The sequence below is a fragment of the Methanobacterium alkalithermotolerans genome, assembly GCF_018141185.1.
Lineage (GTDB): Archaea > Methanobacteriota > Methanobacteria > Methanobacteriales > Methanobacteriaceae > Methanobacterium_F > Methanobacterium_F alkalithermotolerans.
The window spans coordinates 692,626-705,731 of sequence record NZ_CP058560.1; the positions used below are offsets into that span (position 1 = coordinate 692,626).

Consider the following 13,106-nt stretch of genomic DNA (forward strand, 5'->3'; position numbering starts at 1 on the left):
AGACATAAGAAATTAGGTAAAAATTGTTTTAAATGTAAAATGAAGATTAAATTTAATTATAAAAAAAAAGGAGTTAAAAATAATTTTAACTCAATAATTTAAGACTTGTTGGTAGAAGGGTTAGGAATTATTCCCCGGGGGACCATTTCACTGATTTTTTGCATTTGATCCACCAGTCCTTTTTTCCCCTTGCCTATTAAAGCATGTTTTAAAACATCGCTTAGAGTTTCCACAGGGATAATTTCAATTTTATCCTTGTAACGGCTTTCAATCATAACATCCTGCATATTGGATTTAGGTATAAGAACCTTTTTAATGCCTGCTTCTGCAGCAGCTTCGATTTTGCCTGTTACACCACCCACCGGCAATACATATCCCCTGATACTTAGAGAACCAGTTAAGGCCACGGATTGATCAACGGGTATTTCTTCTAAGGCAGATACTACTGCTGTAGCCACTGATACACTGGCACTATCTCCTTCCACACCTTCATAGGCCTGTAAAAACTGGATGTGAATATCATAGTTGGATATATCGGTTCCGGTGTGTTTTTTAATCAGGGCAGAAACATTTTGTACTGCTTCTTTAGCTATTTCTCCCAGTTTACCGGTGGCTATTATTCTTCCTTCTTGTTTACTCTGGGCAGGTGCAGCCTCAGCAGCTATAGGTAGTAGGATACCACTTCTATCTCCTATTATAGCTAAACCATTAACACTGCCTATTTGACCACCCTCAGATTGGAATACCCTGTATTTTTTCTTTTGTACAATGTAACGGTCCGCAATTTGCTGTTCCAGTGTCCTTGCTAGTTTCTTTGCCTTCACCACATGATCCATGGTTACATAATCTGCAGCTTCTCCTTTAGCAATATCCCCTGCAGCACGGACTAACCCTCCAAGGTCTCTTAATTTAAGGGTTAGAGAATCTTTTTTACCGGCTCTTCTTTGTGCTTCCAGCATTATTTCGTCCATGGCTTCTTTTGAAAAGTGAGGTATTCTTCCATCTTTCTTGACTTCCTGGGCCACGAACTGAGCCAGTTTCTGTCTGTTTTCTGGAGTATCCTGCATGCTGTCTTTCATGTAAACTTCGTAACCATAACCCCTAATCCTGGATCTAAGGGCAATGTGCATGCCTTCCAGGACCTGAATATTTCCAGATGCAACCAGTACAAAATCACAGGGTACAGCCTGAGATCTCACCATAGCACCACTGCTGGTTTCACTCTGTCCGGTTATGGAGTACATTCCTTCCTGCATGGCAGTTAATAATTCTTGCTGGGTTCTCATTTTCATGGTTCCAATTTCATCTATATAGAGAACTCCATTATGAGAGCGATGAATCATTCCAGACTCCACTCTTTCATGGGCAGGGGTTCCCAGTCCTCCAGATTGATAAGGATCATGTCTTACATCACCCAGTAAAGCACCGGCATGAGCTCCAGTAGCATCTATAAAAGGAGCTATTTTTTTATTTTCATTATTTACCAGTAATTTAGGAACCATGACCGTAGTTTTAGGCCTCATTTGATTTAGGGCCAAAAATACTATCCCTGCTGCAATAATTGCCACAAAATACTGCTGAAGCATAAAACCAATTACCAGGATTAATCCAATAATCAGGATCATAAACATATTTTTCTTTTCTTCCTGACCTTTGGATTTGGCCTTATGGTTCATGACAATTTGTTTTCCTTCCCCGGCAGGTAGTGCTCCTATTAAAGGATTATTAGAATCTTCTAAATTAGGATAAACCAGTATATCTTGTAATTCTTCAGGAGGAAGTAATTCCGCCATAGATTGTGCTAACATAGATTTACCAACACCAGGCTCACCAATAAGCAGTACATTTCTGCGCTGCCTGGCCGCCTTTTTAATGGTTTCCACAGCTTCTTCCTGACCAATAATCTGGTCTACAAGCCTATCAGGTACCTCGATATCTTCTGAAGTTTCATAAGCAACTGAATCTTCTGAATTAGATGCTTTGATGGTAGTTTTCATAAATTTTCGAGTGCCTCCATAAATTGATACTCATATTAAGGTTTTTTATAATCAATAAATTTTAAATAATTTTTAGTTAGAAAAAATGTTTTACTAACATAAACTTATTTTAATATTATACTATATATACCTGATTATATTACTCCTACAGTTAATCTTTTTTTTATTAATATAATTCTCTTAAAAGGGTAAAAAGGCATTATTATACGCTTTTATATTGATTCCTTAGTTTATTATTCTAATTAAAGAATAATAGAGAATTAAAGATATATTAATAAAGTAAATGATGAAATTTGTTTTTTTAGAAATAATATGGTTATAATGAATATAATTATATAGATAATTTTTGTTCGTGGTTATTAATAAGGATTGCTACAATTTATGTATTTTATAAAAAATCACTCCTTATTTATTTCACCAATTAAAGCCAGGGCATTTTGTATAAATTTTTCTACAATTCTTCGGTATTTCTCTTCACTATCTTTTAGTGCTTTTTGGGCTTTTTTACTCCCTGTTATATCCCTGGCAATGGTAGAAATCCCTATAATCTCACCTTGAGAATTTTTTATAGGAGATAAAGATATGGAAGCATCGAAGGTGGATCCATCCTTTCTAAAGCGGGTAGTCTCAAAATGGGAAACCACGCCTCCTTCTTTAATTTTTTCAATATTTTTTAAATTTTCTTCCCATTTTTCTTTTTTCATTAGTAATGAAACATTTTTACCTATAATTTCATCATAGGAGTATCCATATATTTTTTCTGCACCGGGATTCCAGTTAAAAATGGTTCCATCCATCTCATAGCCCACTATAGCATCACCAGAAGACTCTACGATACTGGCCAATCTTTGAATTTCCATCTCATAATGTTTTCTTTCGGTAACATCCCTGAAAATTGCTCGAGTATAAACTACTTTTCCATTATCATCTATTTTAGGATTTATATTACCTTCAAGTACGACTTCCTGACCATTTTTAGTTTTAAATCCAGTTTCAATTTCATCAATCTTATGACCATTAAAAACCTTCTCAAAAGTATCCCTGCACTGTTCTAAGTGTTCTGGATGAATAACATCAAATATATTCAAATTTTGAATTTCATCATCCCTATAGCCTAAAACGTCTTTCCATGCCTCATTAACATATAAAAAAGTCCCATCAGAATTTACCATTTGAATAAGATCCGTAGCATTATCAAAAAAATCTTTAAGTCGTTCTTCACTTTCTTGGCGATCACTTATATCTCTGGCCACAGATAATGCTGCTTTTTTATTTTTTAAATTAATAATATGGGAATTAATCTCCACCGGGATGGTTTTGCCATCTTTAGTAAAATAATTCCTCTGGAAATAAACTCTTCCCTGGGTGATAAGTTCCCTTATCTTTTTTTTATTTTCAAGGGGAGTAGAACCAATATCTCTAGGACTCATCTGTGAAAATTCTTCAGGAGAATAACCTAATTTTTTTACTGCCACATCATTTACTTTTATAAAATTGCCTGCCCGGCCATCATCTTTAATTTCAATTATGGTGATAATATCATTCACTTTATTGAATGCTATTTTTAATAATTCGTCCTGATCCATGGTATCCATAATACTGCCACCTTTCATTTCCAATGATATATAAAGTCAGATAAATAACAATTATTATAAAATTAAATATCTCTTTATTTTTATTAAAGATTATCCCTTCTACAGGGATAAATAAAAATATAAGCAAATCCATCTTAATACCACTAAAAATAAATGAATTTTTTGTTAAAAGTTTTTTATAATTTTATAATAAAGAGGTTTTCAATGTCTCAATTAAATTCCAAGTGCATTATGGTCCAGGGAACATCCTCCAATGCAGGTAAGAGCATCATGGTGGCAGCTTTATGCCGTATCTACTCCCGCAGGGGTTACAGGGTTGCTCCCTTCAAGTCACAAAACATGTCTTTGAATTCTTATACCACAAAAGAAAATGCAGAAATAGCCATAGCCCAGGTTTTTCAGGCAGAAGCAGCTGGTCTGGAACCTTCCCATCATATGAACCCTGTCCTTCTTAAGCCTAAAGAAGATTTCATATCCCAGGTAATTGTACATGGTAAGCCTGCAGGAGATATGAATTTCTACGAATATCAACAAAATTTCAGAGACCAGGCCCTGGAGGCTATTTCAGAGTCTTTAGAATATTTGAAGAATGAATATGATTTAATATTCATAGAAGGTGCTGGTTCTCCCGCAGAAATTAATATGCGAGATAGAGATCTTGCCAACATGGAAATTGCTCATCTGGCTGATGCCGATGTAATACTTGTGGCAGATATTGATCGCGGCGGTGTTTTTGCATCAATAGCAGGGACATTTTCACTTTTAGATGAAAAAGACCGATCTAGAATTAAAGCAGTGGTAATTAATAAATTCAGAGGTAATCTGGATATTTTAATGCCGGGGATTCAGCAGATTGAAAAAATTATAGGGGTTCCTGTCCTGGGAGTTTTACCCTATGATCATAGCCTTAAAATACCTGAAGAAGATTCAGCGTCACTTTCTGAGAGAAAATATAGGGGAAATGGAGATATAACTATAGGAGTTATGCGTTTACCTCGAATATCTAACTTTACTGACCTGGATCCACTGGAATATGAACCAGATATTGGATTGAAGCTAATTGAAATAGGAGATAGAATAGGGAATATAGATGCACTTATAATTCCCGGCACCAGGAATACAGTTAATGATATGATAGCACTAAATGAAGGGGGTTTTTCGGATGAAATACGAGAATTATCTAAAAAAATCCCTATTATGGGTATTTGCGGTGGTTATCAAATGCTGGGAAACGAAATAGTTGATGAAAATTTGAAAGAATCTAAATATGGGTCGGTAAAAGGTTTGGGCCTTTTAGATAGCGTCACATATTTTGGAAAGGTTCCCAAAATCATAAGCCGTAGCCAGGGCCTTTTAATAAATAAGGGTTTCCTGAAAGATATTCCCCTTGAAACTATAACGGGATATGAATTGCATGAGGGTATTACTGAAATAAACACTACTAAGCCCTTATTAAAGATTATTAAAGGGTGTGGTAATACTCTTGAATCTGATTATGATGGTGCAATTGAAGGTAATATTATGGGCACTTATTTCCATGGAATATTCCACAACTATTATTTCAGAAGGGCCTTTACTGATTACCTGCGAGAAAAAAAAGGATTGAAAAAATTAGGATTTTCAGAAGACCCCTTTAAAAATAGTAAGCAGTTTTCACTTGATAGATTAGCAGAAATAGTAGAAAATAACATGGATATGGAATTTGTGGATAAAATGGTCTTAGAGAATATAAAAAAGAATTGATGAAATTTCTCTTTTTTAGGTTATAAGATTTAATAGGCAGGAACCTGAAAAAAATGAGTATTTTATTTACCCTTCACCCTCCATCCGCGTTTAAGCAGCTAAAAATGGTTGAGCCAGGGTGAATATTACCAGAACGGTTAATATTATCCCAATTATAACCAGGGGTACTCCTGCTTTTGCAATTTCTTTTAATTTAACATATCCAGTTCCATAGGCCATTGCAACGGTGGGATCAGCCATAGGAAGCATGAATGACAGGGAACATGCTATGGCCACGGGAACAGCATAGGTTCCAACAGCCAGGCCTTGAGAATTCGCCAGAGTGACTGAAAGAGGTATTAAAATAGCTGATAGTGCTATATTGGACATTACCTGAGTTATGATAACAGCCACCAGCATTAAAACTATAGTAATAAGTAGCACTGATGGGTCCGAACCCATCAAGGAAACAATATCCTTAATTAACCATTCAGCTGCACCAGTATTAAGTAAAGCTGCCCCTAGAGATAGTGCTCCTCCAAAGAATATTATTAGTCCCCAGTCCACATTTTTCTGGGCATCTCTCCAGTTCACTATTCCCGAGAAGAAAAATAAAACTGCCCCAATAAGGGCCACGGAGTAGCTATCAATTCCCGTTAAACCAGTGGTAATCCATAATGAAATGGTAAATAATAAAATAACGATACTTATTTTTTCATCCCGTGATAGAACTCCCAGTTTGTCCAGCTTATCGGTTATAGTAGTATCCCCTCCCACAATACCCTTAACTTCTGAGGGGAAAATCACACCCAATAATTTCCAGATAATAATCATTAATGTAATGGCCAGGGGAAATCCAAATACCATCCAGTTCACAAAAGGAATGCCGGTATAGGCTGCTGCCATCAAGTTGGGAGCAGTTCCAATTTCAGTTCCAAACCCTCCTGCCAGGGATCCAAATGATGCCCCCAGGACCATGGCCTTGGCATAGTTACTTTTACCTTTTTGGGGTTCTTCACATCCCATTAAAATGACTATTTCTTTAATTATGGGTAAGAGCATGGCAAAAGCAACCACATTTTCAATCCAGGCCGAAAGAATCCCTGAAGAAAACACACTGACAAATAAACCTCTGCTGGAAGAAGTCCCTAATTTAGAAAGCATGAGATAGGTTAAACGCTGGGCCAGACCACTTTTTCGAATGGCCTCAGCAATAATAAAACCACCAATCATTAAAAATAGTATGGGGTTGGCAAATCCAATTACTGCGTCAGGAAAACTGGCCACGCCGATAATTGGTTGAATAAATAGTATAATTAAAGAGGTTACTGCCAGGTGAGCAGCTTCAGTAGCCCACATTATCACGGCAAAAGTTAGTAATGCAATAGCAGCATGGCCAGAAAAGCTTAAACCCGGCAAAGGAAAAATCATAACCAGTATGGCTACTATTATAGCCAGGGGTAAACCAATTTTTTTTATATTCATTCTTTGCTCCTTGAAATTTAAAACCAAATGATTATTATAACTTCATTTAAAATAATAATATTTAAAATTAGTATATAAATTTATACGATAATTAGTATTCTAATAATAAACTGGACCAACTATTGCTTTTTTCATTAAATCAAATTTGGATTGATTGTTAACTCTTATTACTAAATTTGGCAGATTTTACCTAAAACTTTATATATGATGAACTCAAATCATGGTATGCACTACATGCGGCGTTAGTCCAGTCTGGTTAAGACTCTGGCCTGCCACGCCAGTGACCCGGGTTCAAATCCCGGACGCCGCATTGCGGCTGTAGTATAGTCTGGTTAGTACTTGGGCCTTCCAAGCCTACAGCCCGGGTTCAAATCCCGGCAGCCGCATTATTAGTATTTTAATTGTAGAAATTAGGCCAATAAATTGTTAATTGATTTTAAATAATAATCTATTGCTGATGATTATAATATAATAAATTTTACCATAATCTTTAATTTTCAGATATTAGATTTATTACAAAATTATGAAATTATATTAGTATCATGAACTTTTATTTTTTTAAGGGAAAACTTATTAAAGTGATACCAGAAAAATGGAATTAATTACAAAAGGGAAATTAAATTAAATTTTTTAAAAAAATTAACTTAAAAAATAATCAATTAAATTATACCATGGTGTGATGTTAATGGCAGGAATTGTTGGATATGGAGTTTACGTACCTTCATATAGAATAAAAGTAGAAGAAATAGCACGTGTATGGGGTGACGATCCTCAAGCAATCTCCAGAGGTTTAGTTGTACAGGAAAAATCCGTACCTGCTTCTGACGAGGATACTGCTACCATATCAGTAGAAGCATCCAGATATGCTTTAGAAAGAGCGGTTATTGACTCTAAGAAGATAGGAGCAGTTTATGTAGGGTCTGAATCTCATCCTTATGCTGTAAAACCTACAGCTACAATTGTAGCTGAAGCAGTAGATGCTGCACCCCATTTAACCGCAGCTGACATGGAATTTGCATGTAAAGCCGGTACTGCGGGTATGCAAGCATGTATGGGTTTAGTAGATTCAAATATAGTAGAATATGGCCTGGCAGTAGGAGCAGACACTGCCCAAGGAGCTCCAGGAGATGCTTTAGAATATACTGCTTCTGCAGGAGGGGCCGCTTACATTATTGGTAAAAAAGACACCATTGCAGATATTGATTTCACCTGCAGCTATACCACCGATACTCCTGATTTTTACCGACGGGAAGGAATGCCCTATCCAAGACATGGAGGTAGATTTACCGGAGTTCCTGCCTACTTTAAACATGTTATTGCCGCATCAAATGAAATGTTTGATAAGATGGGTACTGATGCATCCAGTTACGATTACGCTGTTTTCCACCAGCCCAATGGCAAGTTTTATCTAAAAGCAGCTAAAAAACTGGGTTTTAAGAAAGAACAGGTTCAACATGGTCTTTTAACTCCAGTCATTGGAAATACTTATTCTGGTGCCACACCTCTGGGACTTGCCGCTATTCTGGATGTAGCACAGGCCGGTGATAAAATATTGGCTGTATCCTATGGATCAGGGGCCGGTAGTGATGCATTTAGCATTACAGTTACTGATAAAATTGAAGAAAAACGGGATCTGGCCCCTAAAGTCCAAGATATGATACAAAATAAGTGCTATGTGGACTATGCACTTTATGCTAAATTTAAAGATAAATTGAAAATGGCTTAAGGGGGATTATCATGAGAGATGTAGCAATAATTGGAGTTTCACAAACAAAATTTGGAGAACTTTGGGATGTTTCCTTCCGGGACATGATTACTGACGCTGGTTTAGGTGCAATTAAAGACGCCAATATAGAGGGCGGGGACCTGGAAGCGATGTATGTGGGAAATATGTCAGCAGGTCTTTTTGTTAATCAGGAACATATAGCTTCGCTTATAGCAGATCATGCCGGTTTAACTCCTATACCCTGCGCTCGTGTAGAAGCAGCGTGTGCATCAGGAGGCCTGGCATTAAGAAACGGTATAATGGCCGTGGCTTCGGGATATCATGACATTGTTATTTCTGCAGGTGTAGAAAAGATGACTGATGTGGTTGATCCCACCCCTGCTATTGCCACTGCTTCTGATCAGGAATGGGAAGCTCAGCAAGGTGTGACTTTCCCTTCACTTTATGCCATGATGGCCCGCAGGCATATGCATGAATATGGAACCACCAGAGAACAGTTAGCCATGGTTTCGGTGATAAACCACGAAAATGCTGCTAAAAACCCACGGGCTCAATTTCCTATGGAAATAAATGTGGATCAGGTAATGAATTCCACCATGGTTGCAGATCCTTTAAGGTTACTGGATTGTTCCCCTATTTCTGATGGTGCTGCAGCGGCCATAGTATGTCCTGCAGAAGATGCTAAAAAGTACACGGACACTCCTATTTATGTGAAAGCATCTACACAGGCTTCAGGTTCACTGGCACTGCATGATCGTAAGAGTATCACCACCATTGATGCCACCGTCCACGCAGCTAAAAAGGCATTTAAAATAGCTAAACTCACACCTGAAGATATTGACACCATAGAAGTCCACGATTGCTTTAGTATAAATGGTATTTTAGCCATAGAAGATATAGGATTTGTGGAGAAAGGAAAAGGAGGACTGGCTGTTGAAGAGGGTATGACCCGTCTTGATGGTGAAATACCAGTAAATCCTTCCGGAGGCTTAAAAGCTAGAGGCCACCCCTTAGGTGCAACTGGTATTGCGCAAGCAGCTGAAATTGTATGGCAGCTAAGAGGCGAAGCAGGTAAGCGCCAGGTGGAAGGTGCCGAAGTAGGTATGACCCACAATATTGGTGGAACTGGTGGAACTGCCGCTATACACATATTATCCCGGTAAAATCAAAAAAAAAAAGGTTTTACCTCAAATATTTATTTTTATTTTCATTAATAGCCGATTATTTTTTTATAAAGATCATTTAAAGAGAATGATATTTCAAAATATTAATCTCTAGCTAAATTATAATCTAAAAATATCTTCTGCAGATATCGTTTTCATGATTTCTTCAGTTAATTTAACTTGTTTTTTGTTTCCACTAACAGCAAGATATATGCTCCCTTCAGCTCCTGCTACTCCACCGGCAGCTACAGGAAATGCATCTGCACCAGATAGCATCTTAATAGCATCTATTTCAGTAATGATTTCCCCTGGAACTGGAAGCATTCTTGGTCCCTTGGCGCCGGGTTGATTTAATTTTAAGGCAATTTCATTAATATCCTCTGGAATTCTTTTTTCCAGCCCCACCGGTAAAATGAGTTTTACTCTACGGCCCACATGGGCTTTTAGTGCAGCCAGTATCGTTCCCCCCTGGGGATTGCCAATATATATCCCCACCTGTTTCAAGGATAGGTTAAGAGTATTAGCTCCTTTTAAGATAACGTCTCCTTCTTGAAGATCATCTACTACATCAAATATGGTAAGTCCCCTTTTCCACTGGCCATCAATTATCACCACATCTCCCTTAAACACATTTTCATCGACAAGTCTACCTTCCGGGGTTCTTTGTATATTAAATGGTACAGTAATACCTCTAAAAAATCTATCCCTGGAGAATTGATTCTGTTGTTTAATTTTGGTTAAAATTTCCTCGGCTATATAGCCGTTGGTGGTTCCAGCTACTATAACTAATTTGCCCTTATTTAAGGTTTTTTGAATGGAAGGGTGTTTAAGCATTGCTTTAGCAATTAGTTTTTTCCCCATAGAAGGAGTAATTAAAAACTGTTTCATGTGAAAACATCCGAAAGGGTATTTTAATATTTGATAAGTTTAATGGGGTAATCCACTTTTATTCCAGCGGGTTATGCCACCCGAGAGATTATATACTTCCTTAAAGCCTGCTTTTTCCATTAATTTCATTGTTTTAGAACTTCTAACTCCGGTACGACAGTATATCAAATATTTTTTAGATTTATCCAGTTCCATTATTTCTTTAGTAAAATTATTGGCATAAAAATCAATTAGTTTTGCCCCATTAAGGTGAGATTGCTGGAATTCCTCTGGTGTTCTTACATCCAGAAGCAGAAAAGATGGTTTATCTTTATTATTTTGTATTAAGTCCTGAGCTTCAGAGGGACTTATATCTTTAACCTTGCTTTTAATGGTACTTCTCTTTCTTTTAAACATTAGTAATTCCCCGGGGATTTTTTATTTCTAAGATTAAATAATGTTGATTATTATTTAATATTTTGCCCCAGTATCCTCCAGGAAATTGAAAAAAATTACAGTATGTTATAATATTTTAGAAGGGCAAGCATTTGTTGATAGGAAATATTTATGGTGTTTGAGTCTGCATATCCATGAGGAGACATTACCTCTCCAATTATAGACGGAATTCCTGCTTTACTTCCCTCATCTTCTAAACCCCCGGGATAAACCACCCCGGCAGTATTATGATTAATCAGTTGGGATCCTGTTTGCTGACTGATGTAAGAGGCCAGGTTATAACTCTGGTAGGTTGGTACCTGGGTACATATTATAGAAGTTTTACCTGGTACTCCTCCTGGTTGAGTAGAGTGAAAATCACCCATCCCTGCTACATCTAATTCTTTGGCTTTATTTAAGATGATATTAGAGGGAGTTCCCGGAATATTGGCAATCCGGTTAGGGTCCTGTCCCTGCCATAGCCGGTTATTAATGGAGGTGGTGTAAGGAATGGCAAAGGGTATGATATGTACAGTTCCCTTCAACTTTCTTCCATCTAAATAATTAATAAGGCGCATTGCGGCTATGGTGGCAGGTATTTCATTGCCATGTAATCCTGCAACAATCATTACCTGCGGTTCTCCCGTTCCAAAACTCACCATGGGAGTTCCCTGATTGGCTTTAGAGACTATTTCTTGACTCAGTTGAGTTTGGGGAAGATATTTATTTACATAGGGATTCAAGGTTACATTTCCACCAGTGGCGGTGTTAATAATTTTTACATCACCATTAGGCTCCTGAGGAATTTCACCTGCAGGTGGATCTGGCAATTTAGGGCCATTCCAGGGACTCAGGGAGGCATGGTTGGGGAGTCTATTTTGTGTTCCATAAAAAGCAACTATTCTAGAGAAAAGATAAACTTGAGACTCAAAACCAACACTACCACGGGAAGAACTGATGGATGATGGAGCACGACCAGTAGACTCCACCACCGAATTAACATCCCGGGCCAAACCCACATACTCCCCTTGCAAAACATTACCCGTACTAATCTTATCCCGACTATAAACCGGAGAACCCACACGATAATGCACCACCGACGAAGTAACACCACCATCCAAATTAACAACAACCCTACTCAACAAATAAAGAAAATCAGACATAGGAACACTCTGACCAGCAATGGTTACCTGATCAGGCAGCCGGTTATTAGTGGAAACAAAGTCCCTGACTCTTCTACTTGCATCGACTATTTGTGTAATAGAATACGTATTGCCAGTTGAAACTAACTGGTCCGGTTGAGGTTTTTCTTCAGGAGGCTCAATGACTGGAGGATCAGGTAACTTAGGCCCCGTCCAGGGACTAACACCCGCAAAATTAGGAAGCCTATTCTGAGACCCATAAAAAGCCACAATACGAGAAAAAAGATAAACCTGAGACTCAAAACCAATATTACCACGGGAAGAACTAATTGACGATGATGAAACACCAGTAGACAGTACCACCGAATTAACATCCCGGGCCAAACCCACATACTCCCCTCGCAAAACATTACCCGTACTAATCACATCCCGACTATAAACCGGAGAACCCACACGATAATGCACCACCGACGAAGTAACACCACCATCCAAATTAACAACAGCCCTACTCAACAAATAAAGAAAATCAGACATAGGCACACTCTGACCAGCAATGGTTACTGAACCAGGTAAACGTCGGTTAATCTCTATAAATTGATTAACCCGAATGCTAGCATCACATAATTGTGTTATAGAATAGGATTTACCGGTGGAAATTAAATTAACATTCTGACTAGCACTTACCTGGTTTAAAGGTGGATTAGAATTTGAATTAATATTTTCCATTGATGGATGATCTTTAATAGGCATTATAGATTCATCGACGTTTATTATTAATGCAATGATAATAATTAACAACATTGCAAAAATTAATTTTCTTGTTGTTAAATCCAGCATATTAGCACTTAAAAGCCTTAATGGTAAAATAAGGCATGATTTAGTTAATTATATATTCTATTTTAGAAACTATATAAAACTTTTTTTTAAATAATATCCCATTAAAGAGCCTTTTTTAAGTAAAAAGGATTTAATAT

9 protein-coding genes and 2 tRNA genes are annotated in these 13,106 nt (G+C 37.3%); 5 read left to right on the forward strand and 6 right to left on the reverse strand.

Features of this window, described 5'->3' with window-relative positions; genetic code table 11:
• Positions 1–98: 98 nt before the first annotated feature.
• On the reverse strand, positions 99–1,997 hold the full coding sequence (gene lonB, locus HYG87_RS03255; protein ID WP_211533804.1) for an ATP-dependent protease LonB: 1,899 nt from the start codon (positions 1,995–1,997) through the stop codon (positions 99–101).
• A gap of 398 nt (positions 1,998–2,395) precedes the next feature.
• Positions 2,396–3,592, reverse strand: coding sequence for a PAS domain-containing protein (locus tag HYG87_RS03260; RefSeq protein WP_211533805.1), 1,197 nt, complete (start codon positions 3,590–3,592; stop codon positions 2,396–2,398).
• 204 nt (positions 3,593–3,796) lie between these two features.
• Between HYG87_RS03260 and cobQ the strand changes: the two genes are divergently transcribed.
• A complete protein-coding gene (gene cobQ / locus HYG87_RS03265) occupies positions 3,797–5,335 on the forward strand; it encodes a cobyric acid synthase CobQ (RefSeq protein ID WP_211533806.1) in 1,539 nt (512 codons plus the stop codon).
• A 90-nt stretch (positions 5,336–5,425) separates the two neighbouring features.
• On the opposite strand, the gene HYG87_RS03270 is transcribed toward cobQ, so the two are convergent.
• A complete protein-coding gene (locus tag HYG87_RS03270; protein ID WP_211533807.1) occupies positions 5,426–6,799 on the reverse strand; it encodes a DASS family sodium-coupled anion symporter in 1,374 nt (457 codons plus the stop codon).
• 236 nt (positions 6,800–7,035) lie between these two features.
• On the opposite strand from HYG87_RS03270, the gene HYG87_RS03275 reads away from it, so the two are divergent.
• The 4 genes from HYG87_RS03275 to HYG87_RS03290 all read left to right on the forward strand — a co-directional run bounded on the left by HYG87_RS03275 (position 7,036) and on the right by HYG87_RS03290 (position 9,688).
• Positions 7,036–7,109, forward strand: a tRNA-Gly gene (locus tag HYG87_RS03275).
• Between the two features lie 2 nt (positions 7,110–7,111).
• Positions 7,112–7,185: transfer RNA gene (locus HYG87_RS03280), tRNA-Gly, on the forward strand.
• A 299-nt stretch (positions 7,186–7,484) separates the two neighbouring features.
• Positions 7,485–8,525, forward strand: coding sequence for a hydroxymethylglutaryl-CoA synthase (locus HYG87_RS03285; RefSeq protein WP_211533808.1), 1,041 nt, complete (start codon positions 7,485–7,487; stop codon positions 8,523–8,525).
• 11 nt (positions 8,526–8,536) lie between these two features.
• On the forward strand, positions 8,537–9,688 hold the full coding sequence (locus tag HYG87_RS03290; RefSeq protein WP_211533809.1) for a thiolase domain-containing protein: 1,152 nt from the start codon (positions 8,537–8,539) through the stop codon (positions 9,686–9,688).
• A 120-nt stretch (positions 9,689–9,808) separates the two neighbouring features.
• On the opposite strand, the gene HYG87_RS03295 is transcribed toward HYG87_RS03290, so the two are convergent.
• The 3 genes from HYG87_RS03295 to HYG87_RS10975 all read right to left on the reverse strand — a co-directional run bounded on the left by HYG87_RS03295 (position 9,809) and on the right by HYG87_RS10975 (position 12,882).
• Complete coding sequence (locus tag HYG87_RS03295; protein WP_211533810.1) at positions 9,809–10,576, reverse strand: hypothetical protein; 768 nt, start codon at positions 10,574–10,576, stop codon at positions 9,809–9,811.
• Positions 10,577–10,615: 39 nt separating this feature from the next.
• Entirely contained in the window at positions 10,616–10,972 is a 357-nt protein-coding gene (locus HYG87_RS03300) for a rhodanese-like domain-containing protein (protein WP_211533811.1), read from the reverse strand.
• Positions 10,973–11,067: 95 nt separating this feature from the next.
• Positions 11,068–12,882 carry a pseudomurein-binding repeat-containing protein gene (locus HYG87_RS10975; protein WP_249164882.1) on the reverse strand — a complete coding sequence of 605 codons (1,815 nt, stop codon included), beginning with the start codon at positions 12,880–12,882 and terminating at the stop codon, positions 11,068–11,070.
• Positions 12,883–13,106 lie beyond the last annotated feature (224 nt).

Excerpts from the sequence above, each read along its gene's own strand:
- lonB (WP_211533804.1), bottom strand. The coding sequence starts at position 1,997 with ATGAAAACTACCATCAAAGCATCTAATTCAGAAGATTCAGTTGCTTAT.
- HYG87_RS03260 (WP_211533805.1), bottom strand. The coding sequence starts at position 3,592 with ATGGATACCATGGATCAGGACGAATTATTAAAAATAGCATTCAATAAA.
- cobQ (WP_211533806.1), top strand. The coding sequence starts at position 3,797 with ATGTCTCAATTAAATTCCAAGTGCATTATGGTCCAGGGAACATCCTCC.
- HYG87_RS03270 (WP_211533807.1), bottom strand. The coding sequence starts at position 6,799 with ATGAATATAAAAAAAATTGGTTTACCCCTGGCTATAATAGTAGCCATA.
- HYG87_RS03285 (WP_211533808.1), top strand. The coding sequence starts at position 7,485 with ATGGCAGGAATTGTTGGATATGGAGTTTACGTACCTTCATATAGAATA.
- HYG87_RS03290 (WP_211533809.1), top strand. The coding sequence starts at position 8,537 with ATGAGAGATGTAGCAATAATTGGAGTTTCACAAACAAAATTTGGAGAA.
- HYG87_RS03295 (WP_211533810.1), bottom strand. The coding sequence starts at position 10,576 with ATGAAACAGTTTTTAATTACTCCTTCTATGGGGAAAAAACTAATTGCT.
- HYG87_RS03300 (WP_211533811.1), bottom strand. The coding sequence starts at position 10,972 with ATGTTTAAAAGAAAGAGAAGTACCATTAAAAGCAAGGTTAAAGATATA.
- HYG87_RS10975 (WP_249164882.1), bottom strand. The coding sequence starts at position 12,882 with ATGCCTATTAAAGATCATCCATCAATGGAAAATATTAATTCAAATTCT.